The organism is Streptomyces sp. NBC_01363 (assembly GCF_026340595.1).
Taxonomy (GTDB): Bacteria; Actinomycetota; Actinomycetes; order Streptomycetales; family Streptomycetaceae; genus Streptomyces.
In genome coordinates this window covers 729,962-745,934 of record NZ_JAPEPF010000001.1, presented here as the reverse complement: position 1 = coordinate 745,934, position 15,973 = coordinate 729,962, and the positions used below count along the sequence as shown (strand labels likewise).

Here is a 15,973-nt window from a genome sequence, read left to right as displayed (position 1 = left end):
TACTCCTCAGGGCTCGCGGTGAGAGTCACTTGACGCTGCCGGCGGTCAGTCCGGCCTTCCAGTGCCGCTGCAGCGAGACGAAGGCGACGATCAGGGGGATGACGGCGAGGAGGGAGCCGGTGACGACGAGCGGATAGAAGCTCGGCTCGCCGTGGGTGTTGGTGTTCCAGGAGTACAGCCCGAGGCTCAGCGGGAAGAGCTTGCGGTCCGAGAGCATCACGAGAGGGAGGAAGAAGTTGTTCCAGATCGCGGTGAACTGGAAGAGGAAGACCGTCACGAAGCCCGGCATGACCATGCGCAGTCCGATGGACCAGAAGACGCGCAGCTCGCCGGCCCCGTCGATACGGGCGGCCTCCAGGGCCTCGTTCGGTATGTAGCCGGTGCTGAACACCCGGGCGAGATACACGCCGAACGGGTTGACCAGCACCGGGATCAGCACGGACCAGTAGGTGTTGACCAGGCCGGTCTTGGAGGCCAGGAGATACATCGGCAGGGCCAGCGCCGTGGTGGGCACGAGCACACCCATCAGCACGAGGCCGAACAGCTTCTCCTTGCCCCGGAATTCGTACTTGTCGAAGGCGTATCCCGCGGCGACGCAGATCAGCGAACAGACGATCGCCCCGCCGCCCGCGTACATGAGGCTGTTGAGGTACCAGCGGAAGTAGATGCCGTCGCCGTAGGAGGCCAGGTTCGACAGGTTCTCACCGAGGTTGAAGCCCTCGAAGGAGAACGCGTTGCCCGCGAGCAGGCCGCCGGTGTCCTTCGTGGCGGCGGTGACCAGCCAGACGAGGGGGAAGAGCATGTAGACGACGGCGAGCAGAAGGAAGCCGTTGACGGCGGTCTTCGACATCCAGCGGCCGCGGGAGGCGGGGGAGTTCATGCTTTCTTGCCCTTCCGGCCGGTGAAGCGGGTGACGACGAAGGACAGCAGCGCGGCCGTGAGCGCCAGCAGGATGGAGGCGGCCGCGGCGAGACCGTAGTCGTTGCGCTCGAAGGCCGCGGTGTACGCGTACATGTTCGGCGTCCAGGTGGAGGAGACGGCGGAGCCGGTCCCCTTGTTGAGGATCAGCGGCTCGGTGAACAGCTGGAGCGAACCGATGACCGTGAACAGCGCGACCATCACGAGGGAGGAGCGGATCAGCGGGACCTTGATGCTGAGCGCGGTGCGCCAGGCACCGGCCCCGTCGACCGTGGCCGCTTCGAGCACGGAGCGGTCGATGGCCTGCAACGCGGCATAGAAGATCACCATGTTGTAGCCGAGCCACTCCCACAGGGCGATGTTGACGATGGAGGGAAGGGCGCCCTCGGGGGAGAAGAAGTCGAAGCCGATCCCGCCGGACTCCATGGCGCTGACCACCGGGCTGAGCTGCGGGGTGTAGAGGTACACCCAGATCAGCGCGGCGATGATGCCGGGCACGGCGTGCGGCAGGAAGAGCGCGAGCTGGAAGAACCGGCGGGCGCGGGCCAGCGTGGAGTCCAGCAGCAGGGCGAGGGCGAGGGCCCCGATGAGCAGCAGCGGAATGTAGAACAGGCAGTATCCGAGGAGTACGCCGAAGCCCTCGCGGAACGCCCGGTCGCCCAGGGCCGCCGTGTAGTTGTCGAGTCCGCTGAAGACGGTCTCGGTGCCGCCGAAGCCCAGTCCGGACTGCTTCTCGGTGAACAGGCTGAGCCAGACCGCGTAACCGATCGGCAGCACCATCACCAGGGTGAACAGTACGAAGAAGGGCCCCAGCAGGATGGCGGCGGCTCTGGTCGTCCGGGCGCGCTTCATCAGCCTGCGTCCTCGACCTTCAGACCGCGCTTCTTCAGCTCGGCGACCGTGGCGTCGTGCCCGGCCTTCACGGCGTCCTTGATGGTGGTGCCACCGCTCGCGACCTTGCCGAACTGGTCCTTCATGGTGGTGTTCGTCGTGCCGGTCGTCGGGCCCCAGTTCCAGTTCGGGCCGATCGATGTCGCGGCGCCCTCGAACACCTGGTAGATGTCCTCGCCGCCGTAGAAGCCGGCGTCGAAGGACTTCTTGGCCACCGGGCGCAGCGCCGCCGCGGCCGGGAAGGCGCTCGAAGTGCCGGACTCGATCCGGGCCTTGATGCCTTCCTCGGTGGTCGACATCCAGGTGGCGAACTCGACCGCGGCCTCGGCCTTCTTGCTGGTCTTCGTCACCGCGAAGGTGGAGCCGCCGAGCATGCCGCTGGCGGGCTTGCCGTCCCAGCTGGGCATCGGGGCGACGGCCCATTTGCCGCTCTGCTCGGGCAGCGTGCCCTTGAGGACACCCGCGCCCCAGGCCGCGCCGAGGTAGCCGACGGTGCCGCCGTTCTTGAGGGAGTTGGTCCACTCGGGGCTGAACGAGGCGTTGGCGCGGATCAGGTCGTCGTCGAGCAGACCCTGCCAGTAGTCGGCGACCTTGTTGGTGGCCGTGTCGGCGGTGCTGACCTTCCAGGTGTCGCCCTCGGGCTTGTACCACTGGGCGCCGGCCTGCCAGGCCATCGCCTGGAACGTGGTCGGGTCATCGGGGAAGAAGGTGCCGATCCGGGCCTTCTTGTCGGCCTTCTTGATCTTCTCGGCGGCCTTGCGGAACTCGTCCCAGGTCTTGGGGACCTCGACGCCGTACTTCTCGAACAGGTCCTTGCGGTAGTAGAAGGACTGCGGCGAGGCGTCGAACGGAACGGCCCAGTTCTTGCCGCCGAGCGTCGTCAGCTCGACCGCCTGCGGCAGCAGCTTCTTCTTGATGTCGTCGGTGAAGTACTGGCCGATGTCCTGGAGCGCGCCCTGGCTGACGTACTCCGGAAGCTGCGGGTACTCGATGGAGACCAGGTCGGGGGCGTTGCCCGCCTTCACCGCGTTGGAGATCTTGGCGTATCCGCCCGCGTTGCCGGACGGGATCTCCTCGTACACCACCTTGATGTTCTTGTGCGAGGCGTTGAACGCGTCAACGACCTCCTTGGACCCCTTGGCCCAGCCCCAGAAGGTGATGCTGACGGGCTTGCCGTCGCTTCCGGCGGAGGCATCGTCGTCGCCGCTGCCGCCACAGGCCGTGAGGAGGGCGAGGGCGGTGGCGGTGCCGACTACGGCGAGGGACGTTCTGCTCGGACTGCGGCTCACAGCGAGGCTCCTGAACTGGCGGCGACATTGGCGTTGGCCGTGATCCTTGGACCAGTTGTGACCGAAGTCAAGAGCGAAAGATCGATTGATCGAAAAAAGATCAGATAAGTTACGTACGGAAGTACCGGACGTACGCTGCGGAACCGGGCGCGGGGGGCTGCGGGAACGCCTGCTCCGGGATCTGCCCCCGGGCCTGCGGGACAGCCCTTCAGGGCAGGCGCGCCCCGCACGAGTCCCTGACCCGCAGCTGCGGCAGCAGCGTCAGATGGCGCCGGGGTGCGCCCGCGCTCTGGCCCAGCCGCTCCACCAGCAGTTCCGTCGCGTGCCGGCCCACCTCGCGCTTGGGCGGTGCCACCGCCGTGAGCGGTGTGTCGGCGAGCGCCGCCACCTCGTCGTCGTAGGCGATCAGGGCCAGGTCCTCCGGCACCCGCACGCCCAGTTCGGCCAGTCGCTGCACCACCTGGATCGCGTCCACGTCGTTGTGGATCAGCGCCGCCGTCGCCACCCCCGAGAGGACCGCCTCGCGCAGCGCCCGCACGGCCTGCTCGAAGGCGTCCGGGGCGAGTTCGGCCGGTACGGAATCGATCACGTCCTGCGGTGCGCGCAGCCCGAGCACGGCCAGGGCCTCCGCGTACCCGGACCGCACCGCGACGGCGGTCGGGGAGTCCGCGCGGGCCATCAGCAGCGGCGCCCCGTGCCCGAGATCCACCAGGTGACGCACGGCCAGCAGCACGCCGTGCGCATGGTCCGAGCAGACCCGGTCCAGGCCGTCCAGCGGGGAGCCCGCGGTGGGCCTGCGCTCCAGCAGCACGGTCGGCACGGGCAGCGAGGCGATCCAGTCGCCGAACGCGGCGGGGTCGCCCGGGTCCTGCCAGCCGGGCGCGACAAGCAGTCCTTCGGCGCCCGCGGAGAGCAGCCCCTCGGTGCGGGCGTGGTCCTCCTGGGGCCGGTAGTCGGAGATCCGCAGGATGAGCCTGGCCCCGGCCCTGGCGGCGGCCTCGTGGGCGCCGCGGATGACCTCGGCGAAGTAGTAGGTCGACGAGGGCGCGAGCATGCCGAGGACCAGGCCGCTGCCCGCGGAGCCGGGTCCGGCGGCCGTGCCCGGGGCGGTGTCCTGCGGCCAGGACACCGATCCGTGCACCCGGTCCAGGAGGCCGCGGGCGGCCAGCTCCTCCACGTCGCGGCGGGCCGTCACGGGCGAGACGCCGAGCTGCGAGGCCAGGTCCGAGACCCGGGCCGAACCCCGTTCCCGTACCAGTCCGAGCAGGCGGTCATGACGTTCAGCAGCACTTTCGCGCACGGCAGCAGTCCCCTCGCAGTGTGTGGCCCGGCCCCCGGTCCGGCCGGTGCCGGGGCCGTTGTCCGACCCTAGGGTCTTTCGTTCGGACCGGACCGGGCTCGCGAGCCGGCCTGATCCAAACAAAAGACCCTAGACCAACGTGATCGAACGATGGGAGTTTCGATCATTCAAACGCAATCCATTGACGTTCGATCAATCCAAGTCCAGGATTCCGGCGATGCGGACTCGTCCCGCCCTCACCCCGACTGTTCGTCCCGACCCTGACTGTTCGTACGGAGGAATTGTGAGACATCGCGTCACTGCTGCGGCGCTCGCGGCCCTGACGGCCGCCGGCGGCCTGACCGTCGCGGGCCAGACCGCCGCACAAGCCGCACCCACCGGCCGTACCTTCCACGTCGACTGCGCCGCGGACCCGGCCGGTGCCTCCGGCAGCAAGCAGCACCCCTGGACCTCGCTCGCCGCGGCCAACGCGCACACCTACGGCCCCGGTGACCGGCTCCTCTTCAAGCGCGGCGCCACCTGCACCGGCACCCTCGCCCCCACGGGCACCGGCTCCGCCCGCGCCCCGTTCACCATCGCCGACTACGGCAACGGCCCGGCCCGCGCCAGGCTCGACGGCGCGGGTGCCCACGACGTCGTCCTGCTCTCCAACACGCAGTACGTGCACCTCAGAGCGCTGGAGATCACCAACGCCGACAACCCCGGCAGCGAGCGCAACGGCGTCCGGCTCCGACTCACCGACTACGGTGTCGCCCGCGGCTTCGACATCTCCGGCCTCTACATCCACGATGTGCGCGGCGGCGACTACAAGACGGTCTCCGGCTCCAGCGCGATCCACATCGCCGTCGAGGGCAGGGCGAAGGCCAGCTGGTACGACGGTCTGGACATCGGGAACAACCGCATCGAGGACGTCGACCGCGAGGGCATCTACTTCAAGTCGACCTTCTCCAAGCGCGATCTGGTCGGTCAGCAGCAGGACCCGAACGTGTACCCGGGGGAGTGGACGCCCAGCACCGGAGTCCGCATCCACCACAACACTCTCAAGTCCCTGGCCGGCGACGGCATGAAGCTCGACACCACCAGCGGCGCCCGCGTCGACCACAACCGGGTCGACGGCTTCCAGCTCCGCTCGCCCTCCGCCAACGCGGGCATCTGGACCTTCAACACCGACGACACGACCGTCGAGTACAACGAGGTCTCGGGCGGCGGCAACACCCACGACGGGATGTCCTTCGACGCCGACGGCGCCTCCCAGAACACCGTCTTCCAGTACAACTACAGCCACGACAACAAGGGCGGCTTCCTGCTGATCTGCCCGTACAGCGGCGCCAAGACCATCGGCACGGTCGCCCGCTACAACGTCAGCCGCGACGACGGTGCCCGCCTCATCCAGAACTGCTGGGGCCCGATCCTCGGCACCGAGATCTACAACAACACCTTCCACAACAAGGAGCAGATCCCCGGCTACCTCGTCCAGGACGACGCCGGCAGCCCCGCCACCACCCAGCACGAACTGGCCATCCGCAACAACGTCTTCGTGAGCGAGGGCACCGGCGGCTACGCCTTCAAGAACCCGACCGCCGGGCTCTCCTTCGACCACAACGCCTTCTACGGCATCGACATGACCCGCCCGAACCCCGGCGGCATCACGGCCGACCCGAAGCTCCGGGCCGACTTCCGGCTCGGCGCGGGTTCGCCCGCCCTCGCCGCCGGAGCCGTCATCGAGAACAACGGCGGCAAGGACTACTTCGGCAACGCACTGAAGCCCGGCGCCCCCAACATCGGCGCCTACGCGGGCCGCGGGGTGCGGTAACCGACCGCTCACTGAGGACCGTACTTGCGGCCTGTCTTGGAGGTGACCCCTCCGAGCAGGCCGCGCGGCGTCACCTTCACGAGCCCCATCAACGCCTTGTACCGCGGGTCCGGGACCGAGACCGACTTGCCCCGTGCCAGGTCCGTCAGGGCCGCCTCCACCAGCTTGTCCGCGTCGAGCCACATCCAGCCCGGAATGTTGCCGGTCCCCATCCCGGCCCGCTGGTGGAACTCCGTCCGTACGAACCCCGGGCACAGCGCCATCAGCCGCACCCCCGAACCGGCCAGGTCCTTCGCCGCGCCCTGGGTGAACTGCACGACCCACGCCTTGGACGCGCCGTACGTCCCGCGCGGCACGAACGCCGCCACCGAGGCCACGTTGACCACCCCGCCCCGGCCGCGCTCCCGCATCCCGGCCGCGGCCGCCGAGGTCAGCCGCAGCACCGCCTCGCAGTGCACCTTCAGCATCTTCAGCTCATCGGCCATGGGCACGTCCAGATAGTGGCCCTTGTTGCCGAACCCGGCATTGTTGACCAGCAGATCGACCGGATGCCGACGGTCCGTCAACCGTTCCTCGACCGCGGCGATCCCCTCGTCCTCGGACAGATCCGCCCTCAGTACCTCGGCCTCGATGCCGTGCCGGTCGTGCAGCTCGGTCGCCTGCTCGCGCAGCCGCTCGGTGTCACGTGCCACCAGCACCAGGTTGTGCCCATCGGCCGCGAGCCGCCGCGCGAAGGCGGCACCGATCCCCGCGGTCGCGCCCGTAATCAGTGCAGTCGTCATACGCGGCACGTTAGTGCCTGTCAGGCACGCCGCGATCAGCCGTCCGCCGCCGACTTCTCGACGTACTTCAGAGCGGCACGCAGCGCCTCGGGATGCAGCGCGTCCCCGGCCGCGAGCAGCTCCGGCAGCAGATCCCGCCGGGTCGTCGCGGCCAGGAACTCCATCTGCACGGTGACGTCGTGGTCCGGGCGGTGCACGATCTCGACCGGGTCCCCGGCCCGGATCACACCCGGCTCGATCACCCGCAGATAGGCGCCGGGAGCCGCCGCCTGCGTGAACCGCCTGACCCAGCGAGGCTCGTCGAGATGACCGGCGAACGTACGGCACGGAATCCGGCCCGACGTCACCTCCAGCACCAGATCCGGGCCGATGCGCCAGCGCTCGCCGATCCTCGCACCGCTCACGTCCAGCCCGCGGGTCGTCAGGTTCTCGCCGAACGAACCATTGGCCAGCGGGCGGCCGAGCTCCCGCTCCCACGCGTCGAGTTCCTCGCGGGCGAAGGCGTACACCGCCTGGTCGGAGCCGCCGTGATGGCGCAGATCGCACACCGCGTCCCCGGCCAGACCGCTGCCGCCGGTGCCCTTGGGCCCGGGGTCGGTGACGTGTACGGGCCCGTCGGCCGGCCGCTTGTCGATGCCGGTCATGCCCCCGGGGGCGTCGGTGTGGTCGACGGCCTTCGGCCGTCCCGCATTCACGGTCAGCAGCCGCATCGGCTCTGCCGGTTCGATGGACGTCATACGGAGACGCTAACCATTCCACCCTCAAAGATGCGCAGCAATAATTCACACCCGACCCAAGAGTCGCTTATGGTTGAAGGGTGATCGAAGCCCGTCATCTCCGTGTCCTGCGCGCCGTGGCCGCCACCGGCTCGTTCTCCGCCGCCGCTCGCGAACTGGGTTGCACCCAGCCCGCGGTCAGCCAGCAGATGAAGGCGCTGGAGGCCTCCGCGGGCACCACGCTGCTGATCCGTACGGGACGCGAGATGCGGCTCACCCAGGCCGGCGAGGCTCTCGTCCGGCACGCCTCCGGCATCCTCGCCGGCCTCACCGCCGCCGAGGAGGAGGTCGCCGCCATCGCCGGACTGCGGGCCGGCCGGGTCCGGCTCGTCTCGTTCCCCAGCGGCAGCTCCACCCTGGTCCCCGGCGCCCTCGCCGCACTGCGCGAGGCCCACCCCGGCACCCGGGTTTCGCTGGTGGAGGCCGAACCGCCGCGCTCGGTCGAGATGCTCCGCGAGGGCGACTGCGACATCGCGCTGGCGTTCCGGTACGGCGCCTCCGGCACCGAATGGGACGACCTGGTCGTACGCCCGCTGCTCACCGACCGGCTGATCGGCCTGGTTCCCGAGGGCCACCGGCTGTCGCGCTCCGCCGCGGTGGGCATCGCCGATCTGGCCGGGGAGTCGTGGATCGCGGGCTGCCCGCGCTGCCGCCGTCAGCTCGTGGAGGTCTGCGAGGCGTCGGGCTTCACTCCCCGGATCGACTTCGCCACCGACGACTACCCGGCGGTGGTCGGCCTGGTCGGCGCCGGACTCGGGGTGGCCGTGCTGCCGGAGCTGGCGATCGAGTCGGTACGTCCCAAGGGGGCGTGCACCGTGACGGTGGAACCGGTCATCGAGCGGGAGATCGTCGCGCTTACCCTGCCCGACCTGGCCCAGGTTCCGGCGGTGGCGGCCACCTTGGACCGGCTGTCCCTGGCGGCCGCCCGCTGAGCGGCCTGCCGATGACCCGGCCCCTCGTCGTGGCCGGGTGAATTGCGGAAACGTTTCTGTATTTGCGGTACGGGTGCGGCGGGTCAGCCGTGCCCGGACGGGGACGGAACACCCGAGGGTGCCGCCGCCGTGATCAGCCGGCTGCGGGCCCGTCCCATGAGCTCCTCGCGCTCGTCCTCGGTCAGTCCGCCCCACACCCCGTAGGGCTCTCGTACCGCCAGGGCGTGTGCCGCGCACTCGGCACGCACCGGGCATCGCATGCAGACCTCTTTCGCCGAGTTCTCGCGGGCGCTGCGTGCCGCCCCGCGCTCACCCTCAGGGTGGAAGAACAGCGAACTGTCGACCCCGCGGCAGGCCGCCAGCAGTTGCCAGTCCCATAGATCGGCGTTGGGTCCGGGAAGGCGGGAGAAATCTGCCATTGCTTGTCCCCTCGAAACCATGCTGAGTCGGAAACGTCGTTGTCGTCCGTCATCGACCGTGCCCACGACCGTACATCTACGGTGTAAGTAGATGTAAATATGACTGATTGCGAATCTATCCACAGACACCAGTAAAAGGGAAGAAAACCCGCTAAATGGGGCATACCTTTATGTGAAGATTCGGTTGACTGATGGATGATCCGTGCCGTTCTTCTCCGTGTGCGCCCCCTCACGTAGAGTGCCGAACCCGCTTGTCCGACCCGTAACTCTTTCGAGTGACCATCGTTGAGAGGGCGGAAGCGGTTGACGAAAAAAGCGATCGGGCAGGTGTCCGAGAGTGTCAACCGCACAGGTGACGACTTGTAACAGCCTGGAGGCTCAAGGTGACGCGCATCAGCTGCGGAGGACGGTCATGACATCCGTCCTCGTCTGCGACGACTCCCCGCTTGCCCGAGAAGCGCTCCGTCGCGCGGTCGCGACCGTGCCCGGCGTCGAGCGGGTGACGACGGCGGCCAACGGCGAGGAAGTCCTCCGCCGCTGGGGTGCCGATCGTTCGGATCTGATTCTGATGGACGTACGCATGCCCGGTCTCGGAGGTGTGGAGACGGTCCGGCGGCTGCTCTCCGCCGACCCCGGGGCCAGGATCATCATGCTGACCGTCGCCGAGGACCTGGACGGTGTCGCGCTCGCGGTCGCCGCCGGTGCCCGCGGCTATCTGCACAAGGACGCCTCCCGTGCGGAGCTGCGCGCCACCGTCACCCAGGCGCTGGCCGATCCGACGTGGCGGCTCGCCCCGCGTCGGCTGCGGTCGGCCGAGATGGGTGCGGCGCCGACGCTCACGGCGCGTGAGATCCAGGTGCTCGAAGGGATGAGCCATGGCCGTTCGAACGCCGAGATCGGACGTGAGCTGTTCCTCTCGGAGGACACGGTGAAGACGCACGCCAGGCGTCTGTTCAAGAAGCTCGGCGCCTCGGACCGGGCGCACGCCGTGGCGCTCGGCTTCCGCTGGGGCCTGGTCCGCTGAGGGCCGGCCGTGGCCGGCAGTCGATCGATATCCCCGTCCGCGCTCCGGCGGACGGGGCGACGTGACCGACGTGCGCGGGACGGGTTCCGCTCCCATCGCGGAGCCCGTCGCGCCGACGGTATGTGACGCTTCCCGGCCGATGCCGCATCCTTGAGATGTGGAGTTCCTGGGGAACGATTCGGTCGAGCGGAAGGGGAGGGCGCAGGACATGACTTCCGGCGCACCCGCTCATAACGCTTCGGTGCACAACTACGGACGCGGCGGCACGGATGACGCGGCTCCGGGGCACCATGGTCCGATGCGCGACGACGAGACGACGGGGATCGGTGCCCTGGTGCACCGTGCCGTCGAGGGCGATGCGCAGGCCACCCATGATCTGCTGGCCCATGTCCATCCTCTCGCTCTGCGCTACTGCAGGTCGCGGCTGAATCGGCTGCCCGGTGATGCCCGCCACTTCGTGGAGGACCTGGCGCAGGAGGTGTGTGTCGCGGTGCTGATGGCGCTGCCGCGCTACAAGGACACCGGCAGACCCTTCGAAGCCTTCGTGTTCGCCATCGCGGGCCACAAGGTCGCCGATCTCCAGCGCGCCGCCATGCGGCACCCGGGATCGACGGCCGTGCCGTCCGACGAGATGCCCGAGCGGCCGGACGATTCGCTCGGGCCCGAGGAGCGCGCCCTGCTCAGCAGCGATGCGGCCTGGGCGAAGAAGCTCCTCGCCAACCTCCCGGACAACCAGCGCGAGCTGCTCGTTCTCCGGGTCGCCGTCGGACTGACCGCAGAGGAGACCGGACAGATGCTGGGCATGTCGCCGGGTGCTGTCCGGGTCGCCCAGCACCGGGCCCTGAGCAGGCTGCGGGCCCTCGCGGAGCAGTGAGCGGACTCGGTCGGGTCCGTACGGAAGGTTCCGTACGAAGCTACAGAACCTCTGGGTGATCTTGCTCGTGGAATGAGACACCCCCGGAGGCCGTTAGCATGGACATCCGCACCGATCAAGGCCATTTGAGGAAGGTGTCATGACTGCAAACGTCGACGGAGTGCCCGAGAAATTCGCGACGCTCGGGCTGACATACGACGACGTGCTGCTGCTGCCCGGCGCATCCGAGGTGCTGCCCAACGCAGTCGACACCTCGTCCCGCATCTCCCGCAACGTGCGCGTGAACATTCCGCTGCTCTCCGCGGCGATGGACAAGGTCACCGAGTCCCGCATGGCCATCGCCATGGCGCGGCAGGGCGGCGTCGGTGTGCTGCACCGCAACCTGTCGATCGAGGACCAGGTCAACCAGGTCGACCTCGTGAAGCGCTCCGAGTCCGGCATGGTGACCGATCCGATCACCGTGCACCCGGACGCGACGCTGGCCGAGGCCGACGCGCTGTGTGCCAAGTTCCGCATCAGCGGCGTCCCGGTGACCGACCAGGCAGGCAAGCTGCTCGGCATCGTCACCAACCGCGACATGGCGTTCGAGTCCGACCGCAGCCGTCAGGTGCGCGAGGTCATGACGCCGATGCCGCTCGTGACCGGCAAGGTCGGCATCTCCGGCGTCGACGCCATGGAGCTGCTGCGCCGCCACAAGATCGAGAAGCTTCCGCTGGTCGACGAGGCGGGCGTGCTCAAGGGCCTCATCACGGTCAAGGACTTCGTGAAGGCCGAGCAGTACCCGAACGCGGCCAAGGACGCCGAGGGCCGCCTCCTCGTCGGCGCGGCCGTCGGGGCCAGCCCCGAGGCCCTGGAGCGCGCGCAGGGCCTGGCCGAGGCGGGCGTGGACTTCCTCATCGTCGACACCTCGCACGGACACAACAGCAACGCGCTGAACTGGATGGCGAAGATCAAGTCCAGCGTCGGCGTCGACGTCATCGGCGGCAACGTCGCGACGCGTGACGGCGCGCAGGCCCTGATCGACGCCGGTGTCGACGGCGTCAAGGTCGGCGTGGGCCCCGGCTCCATCTGCACCACGCGCGTGGTCGCCGGTATCGGCGTCCCGCAGGTCACCGCGATCTACGAGGCGGCTCTCGCCGCCCGCGCGGCCGGCGTCCCGGTCATCGGCGACGGCGGTCTGCAGTACTCCGGCGACATCGGCAAGGCGCTCGCCGCCGGTGCGGACACGGTCATGCTGGGCAGCCTCCTCGCGGGCTGCGAGGAGTCTCCCGGTGAGCTCCTCTTCATCAACGGCAAGCAGTTCAAGTCGTACCGCGGCATGGGTTCCCTCGGGGCGATGCAGTCCCGCGGGCAGGGCCGCTCCTACTCCAAGGACCGCTACTTCCAGGCCGACGTGGCCTCGGACGACAAGCTCGTGCCCGAGGGCATCGAGGGCCAGGTGCCCTACCGCGGCCCGCTGGCCAACGTGCTGCACCAGCTCGTCGGCGGCCTTCGCCAGACGATGGGCTACGTGGGCGCCGCCTCCATCGACGAGATGGAGACCAAGGGCCGCTTCGTCCGCATCACGTCTGCGGGGCTCAAGGAGAGCCACCCGCACGACATCCAGATGACGGTCGAGGCGCCGAACTACAGCCGCAGCAAGTAGCCGCCGACAGCGCCAGGGGCGGTCCCGGGACTCCCGGGGCCGCCCCTGGCGCGCATGTCGGGGATACTGGAAGGCGCTGAAACGCAGAGGGAAAGGCCACACACGTGACTGAGATCGAGATCGGGCGCGGCAAGCGCGGCCGCCGGGCGTACGCATTCGACGACATCGCCGTCGTTCCGAGCCGTCGTACCCGCGACCCGAAGGAGGTCTCGATCGCCTGGCAGATCGACGCCTACCGTTTCGAGCTGCCGTTCCTGGCCGCTCCCATGGACTCCGTGGTCTCCCCGCAGACCGCGATCCGCATCGGTGAGCTGGGCGGCCTCGGCGTCCTCAACCTCGAGGGCCTGTGGACCCGGCACGCCGACCCGCAGCCGCTGCTCGACGAGATCGCCGAGATGCCCGTCGAGTCGGCGACCCGCCGCCTCCAGGAGATCTACTCCGCCCCGATCCAGGAGGAGCTGATCGGACAGCGCATCAAGGAGGTGCGCGACTCCGGTGTCGTCACCGCCGCCGCGCTCTCCCCGCAGCGCACCGCGCAGTTCTCCAAGGCCGTCGTCGACGCGGGCGTGGACATCTTCGTCATCCGTGGCACGACGGTCTCCGCCGAGCACGTCTCGGGTGCCGCCGAGCCGCTCAACCTCAAGCAGTTCATCTACGAGCTGGACGTCCCGGTGATCGTCGGCGGCTGCGCCACGTACACCGCCGCCCTGCACCTGATGCGTACCGGCGCGGCCGGTGTCCTCGTCGGCTTCGGCGGCGGCGCCGCGCACACCACGCGCAACGTCTTCGGCATCCAGGTCCCGATGGCGACCGCGGTCGCCGACGTGGCCGGTGCCCGCCGCGACTACATGGACGAGTCCGGCGGCCGGTACGTGCACGTGATCGCGGACGGCGGCGTCGGCTGGTCCGGCGACCTGCCCAAGGCCATCGCCTGCGGCGCGGACGCCGTGATGATGGGCTCCCCGCTGGCCCGTGCGACGGACGCGCCCGGTCGCGGCCGGCACTGGGGCATGGAGGCCGTCCACGAGGACGTGCCGCGCGGCAAGCTGGTGGACCTGGGCTCGGTCGGCACCACCGAGGAGGTCCTGACCGGTCCTTCGCACACCCCCGACGGCTCGATGAACATCTTCGGCGCGCTGCGCCGGGCGATGGCGACGACGGGGTACAGCGACCTCAAGGAGTTCCAGCGCGTCGAGGTCACGGTGGCGGACTCGCAGCACCGCCGCTGAGTGTTCCGAACATGACAGGAGGGCCCGGACCGCAGCTGCGGTCCGGGCCCTCCCGCGTGCGCGGGGTGCGGTCCGCGACTAGTCGGCGGCCTTCTTGGCGCCGGAGAACGCGGCGACCGCCGCGATGGCGAAGAAGAGGTACGAGATGAAGTCGGAGTCGGCCTTCCACGCCTCGTTCAGCAGGCTGAAGTGGTCGAAGAACAGCTCGGAGACGGTGACCGGGAGCTCCTTGGCCGCGATCATCGCCTCGCCGAGCAGCTGGCCGAAGTAGACGGCGACCAGCGCGAGCACGGCGCTGACGACCGGCAGCACGGGGTTGCGGCCGCCGACCTTGCCCGCCGCGAAGCCGACGACGAAGCCGACACCCACGGCCGCGTAGCCGATCTCGTGCTTGGTGGCGCCGATGATGGCCCCGTAGAGGCCCGCGGCGACCACGGCCGCGACGACGGCGGCGACCAGGCCGAGGCCGATGTTGTTGCGTGCCGGGGCCGGCGGGGTGAACGGCGCGCCGCCGAACGGGGCGCCGGGCTGCTGGCCCGCGAAGGGGTTGCCCGTCGGGGCGCCGGGCTGCTGGCCCGCGAACGGGTTGCCGGTCCCGGCGCCGGGCTGCTGGTCCGCGAACGGATTGCCGCCGGGCTGGGCGTTGTACGGCTGCTGCGGCTGGTCCGACGGCGGCACGGGCTGGCTCATGGTGGTATCCCCCCTGGGACGGAAGCGCACGACTGTGCGAGAAGTGACGCCGCAGGCTAGCAGCAGCCTGTGACATCGCCCACCGAAATCCCGGGGGAGGGGCTCTCACAGCCGGTGCGCGGCCCCCGCCGGGGTCGCGCCCCGGGTGTCCAGGAGGAGCTGGGCCTTCACCGCGAGGCCCTGGAGGTCGTACGTCCGGTGGTGCTGGAGCAGCACCGTGAGGTCGGCGCTCGACGCCGCCTCGTACAGCGAGTCGGCGCGCGGGACCGGGAGTTCGCGCACCCGCCAGTCCAGGACGTGCGGGTCGTGGTAGCCGATCTGGGCGCCCATGTCCATCAGCCGGGTCGCGATCTCCCGGGCGGGGGAGCCCTCCTGGTCGGCGAGGTCGGGCTTGTAGGTGACCCCGAGCAGCAGCACCCGGGCGCCGCGGACGGACTTGCCGTGTTCGTTCAGCAGGGTGGCGCAGCGCTGGATCACGTACTGCGGCATCCGGCCGTTGATCTCCTGCGCGAGCGAGACCATCCGCAGGGGGTGGCCGGGGGTGCGGCTGTTGTACGGGAGGTAGCCCGGGTCCACGGGTGCGCCGTGGCCGCCGACGCCGGGGCCCGGACGGAACGGCTGGAAGCCGAAGGGCTTGGTCTCGGCGCACCGGATGACGTCCCACAGGTCGACGCCGAGGTCGTGGCAGAGCACCGCCATCTCGTTGACCAGGGCGATGTTGACGTACCGGAAGTTGGTCTCCAGGACCTTCGTCATCTCGGCCTCGCGCGGCCCGCGGGCCCGGACGACCTTGTCGGTGAGCCGGCCGTAGAAGGCGGCGGCGGATTCGGTGCAGGCGGGGGTGAGGCCGCCGATGACCTTGGGGGTGTTGGCGTAGACGTGGCTCCGGTTGCCGGGGTCGAGGCGACTGGGGGAGCAGGCGAGGTGGAAGTCGCGGCCGGCGCGCAGCCCCGAGCCCTCTTCGAGCAGCGGCAGCAGGTAGTTCTCGGTGGTGCCGGGCGGCACGGCCGATTCCAGCAGGACGGTGGTGTGCGGGCGCAGCCGGGCGGCGAGCGCGCGGGCCGCGTCGCCGACGGCGGTCAGGTCGAGGGTGCGGTCGGCGCCGAGCGGGGCGGGGGCGCAGATCACCGCGGTACGGACCCGGCCCAGTTCGGCCGGGTTGGTGGTGGGCCGGAAACCCCCCGAGAGCATCCGGCGGACGTCCGAGGCGGTGAGCGATCCCTCGACGGGGGTGCGGCCTGCGGAGAGTTCCCTGCAGGCGCGTGGGTCGGTGTCGTAGCCGATGGTCTGCACGCCTGCGGCCACGGCGGCCTGGGCGAGAGGCAGGCCGAGGTGGCCGAGTCCGATGACGGCGAGGTCTGCGGGCATGTGGATGGGCCGTCCTTCCCGGT

General features: G+C 69.8%; 15 protein-coding genes. 6 read left to right on the top strand and 9 right to left on the bottom strand.

Translation table 11 applies throughout. The annotated features are described in order from the left end of the window. Window positions 1-25: 25 nt before the first annotated feature. The 4 genes from OG611_RS03365 to OG611_RS03350 all read right to left on the bottom strand — a co-directional run bounded on the left by OG611_RS03365 (window position 26) and on the right by OG611_RS03350 (window position 4,398). Window positions 26-880, bottom strand: coding sequence for a carbohydrate ABC transporter permease (locus OG611_RS03365; RefSeq protein WP_266415381.1), 855 nt, complete (start codon window positions 878-880; stop codon window positions 26-28). Then, a complete protein-coding gene (locus OG611_RS03360) occupies window positions 877-1,770 on the bottom strand; it encodes a carbohydrate ABC transporter permease (protein ID WP_266415378.1) in 894 nt (297 codons plus the stop codon). Before OG611_RS03360 ends, OG611_RS03365 begins: the two co-directional genes overlap by 4 nt. Beyond that, window positions 1,770-3,098, bottom strand: a complete 1,329-nt coding sequence (locus OG611_RS03355; protein ID WP_266415376.1) for an ABC transporter substrate-binding protein — start codon at window positions 3,096-3,098, stop codon at window positions 1,770-1,772. The genes OG611_RS03360 and OG611_RS03355 overlap by 1 nt, the downstream gene beginning before the upstream one ends. A 208-nt stretch (window positions 3,099-3,306) precedes the next feature. Further along, the gene (locus tag OG611_RS03350; protein ID WP_266415373.1) at window positions 3,307-4,398 is read right to left on the bottom strand and encodes a substrate-binding domain-containing protein; all 1,092 of its coding nucleotides are present in this window, start codon (window positions 4,396-4,398) and stop codon (window positions 3,307-3,309) included. Between the two features lie 283 nt (window positions 4,399-4,681). On the opposite strand from OG611_RS03350, the gene OG611_RS03345 reads away from it, so the two are divergent. Next, window positions 4,682-6,211 (top strand): right-handed parallel beta-helix repeat-containing protein, encoded by a 1,530-nt coding sequence (locus tag OG611_RS03345; RefSeq protein WP_266415370.1) that lies wholly within the window; start codon window positions 4,682-4,684, stop codon window positions 6,209-6,211. A gap of 8 nt (window positions 6,212-6,219) precedes the next feature. Here OG611_RS03345 and OG611_RS03340 read toward each other — a convergent pair whose 3' ends face one another. Together OG611_RS03340 and OG611_RS03335 are read right to left on the bottom strand one after the other, a co-directional pair. Beyond that, window positions 6,220-6,993: an SDR family oxidoreductase gene (locus OG611_RS03340; protein WP_266415368.1), complete on the bottom strand. Its 774-nt coding sequence runs from the start codon at window positions 6,991-6,993 to the stop codon at window positions 6,220-6,222. A gap of 35 nt (window positions 6,994-7,028) precedes the next feature. Next, window positions 7,029-7,703, bottom strand: coding sequence for an MOSC domain-containing protein (locus tag OG611_RS03335; RefSeq protein WP_266425484.1), 675 nt, complete (start codon window positions 7,701-7,703; stop codon window positions 7,029-7,031). A 107-nt stretch (window positions 7,704-7,810) separates the two neighbouring features. On the opposite strand from OG611_RS03335, the gene OG611_RS03330 reads away from it, so the two are divergent. Further along, window positions 7,811-8,701 carry a LysR family transcriptional regulator gene (locus OG611_RS03330; RefSeq protein WP_266415366.1) on the top strand — a complete coding sequence of 297 codons (891 nt, stop codon included), beginning with the start codon at window positions 7,811-7,813 and terminating at the stop codon, window positions 8,699-8,701. 83 nt (window positions 8,702-8,784) lie between these two features. Here OG611_RS03330 and OG611_RS03325 read toward each other — a convergent pair whose 3' ends face one another. Next, window positions 8,785-9,120 (bottom strand): WhiB family transcriptional regulator, encoded by a 336-nt coding sequence (locus OG611_RS03325; protein WP_266415364.1) that lies wholly within the window; start codon window positions 9,118-9,120, stop codon window positions 8,785-8,787. 412 nt (window positions 9,121-9,532) lie between these two features. Between OG611_RS03325 and OG611_RS03320 the strand changes: the two genes are divergently transcribed. The 4 genes from OG611_RS03320 (at window position 9,533) to OG611_RS03305 (ending at window position 13,892) form a co-directional block, all read left to right on the top strand. Then, entirely contained in the window at window positions 9,533-10,144 is a 612-nt protein-coding gene (locus OG611_RS03320; RefSeq protein ID WP_003948568.1) for a response regulator transcription factor, read from the top strand. Window positions 10,145-10,442: 298 nt separating this feature from the next. Continuing rightward, window positions 10,443-11,018, top strand: a complete 576-nt coding sequence (locus OG611_RS03315) for a sigma-70 family RNA polymerase sigma factor (protein ID WP_072486721.1) — start codon at window positions 10,443-10,445, stop codon at window positions 11,016-11,018. A gap of 139 nt (window positions 11,019-11,157) precedes the next feature. Next, window positions 11,158-12,663, top strand: coding sequence for an IMP dehydrogenase (guaB, locus tag OG611_RS03310; RefSeq protein ID WP_266415361.1), 1,506 nt, complete (start codon window positions 11,158-11,160; stop codon window positions 12,661-12,663). Window positions 12,664-12,767: 104 nt separating this feature from the next. Beyond that, on the top strand, window positions 12,768-13,892 hold the full coding sequence (locus OG611_RS03305; protein ID WP_072486665.1) for a GuaB3 family IMP dehydrogenase-related protein: 1,125 nt from the start codon (window positions 12,768-12,770) through the stop codon (window positions 13,890-13,892). A 78-nt stretch (window positions 13,893-13,970) separates the two neighbouring features. Here the strand turns inward: OG611_RS03305 and OG611_RS03300 are convergent, their stop codons facing one another. Beyond that, window positions 13,971-14,582 carry a hypothetical protein gene (locus OG611_RS03300; RefSeq protein ID WP_266415360.1) on the bottom strand — a complete coding sequence of 204 codons (612 nt, stop codon included), beginning with the start codon at window positions 14,580-14,582 and terminating at the stop codon, window positions 13,971-13,973. Between the two features lie 105 nt (window positions 14,583-14,687). Beyond that, the gene (locus OG611_RS03295) at window positions 14,688-15,950 is read right to left on the bottom strand and encodes a nucleotide sugar dehydrogenase (RefSeq protein WP_266415358.1); all 1,263 of its coding nucleotides are present in this window, start codon (window positions 15,948-15,950) and stop codon (window positions 14,688-14,690) included. Window positions 15,951-15,973 lie beyond the last annotated feature (23 nt).

What these genes read in the sequence shown, in the direction of transcription:
- OG611_RS03365 (WP_266415381.1), bottom strand. Translation starts at nt 880, where the DNA reads ATGAACTCCCCCGCCTCCCGCGGCCGCTGGATGTCGAAGACCGCCGTC.
- OG611_RS03300 (WP_266415360.1), bottom strand. Translation starts at nt 14,582, where the DNA reads ATGAGCCAGCCCGTGCCGCCGTCGGACCAGCCGCAGCAGCCGTACAAC.
- guaB (WP_266415361.1), top strand. Translation starts at nt 11,158, where the DNA reads ATGACTGCAAACGTCGACGGAGTGCCCGAGAAATTCGCGACGCTCGGG.
- OG611_RS03360 (WP_266415378.1), bottom strand. Translation starts at nt 1,770, where the DNA reads ATGAAGCGCGCCCGGACGACCAGAGCCGCCGCCATCCTGCTGGGGCCC.
- OG611_RS03320 (WP_003948568.1), top strand. Translation starts at nt 9,533, where the DNA reads ATGACATCCGTCCTCGTCTGCGACGACTCCCCGCTTGCCCGAGAAGCG.
- OG611_RS03325 (WP_266415364.1), bottom strand. Translation starts at nt 9,120, where the DNA reads ATGGCAGATTTCTCCCGCCTTCCCGGACCCAACGCCGATCTATGGGAC.
- OG611_RS03295 (WP_266415358.1), bottom strand. Translation starts at nt 15,950, where the DNA reads ATGCCCGCAGACCTCGCCGTCATCGGACTCGGCCACCTCGGCCTGCCT.
- OG611_RS03335 (WP_266425484.1), bottom strand. Translation starts at nt 7,703, where the DNA reads ATGCGGCTGCTGACCGTGAATGCGGGACGGCCGAAGGCCGTCGACCAC.
- OG611_RS03315 (WP_072486721.1), top strand. Translation starts at nt 10,443, where the DNA reads ATGCGCGACGACGAGACGACGGGGATCGGTGCCCTGGTGCACCGTGCC.
- OG611_RS03340 (WP_266415368.1), bottom strand. Translation starts at nt 6,993, where the DNA reads ATGACGACTGCACTGATTACGGGCGCGACCGCGGGGATCGGTGCCGCC.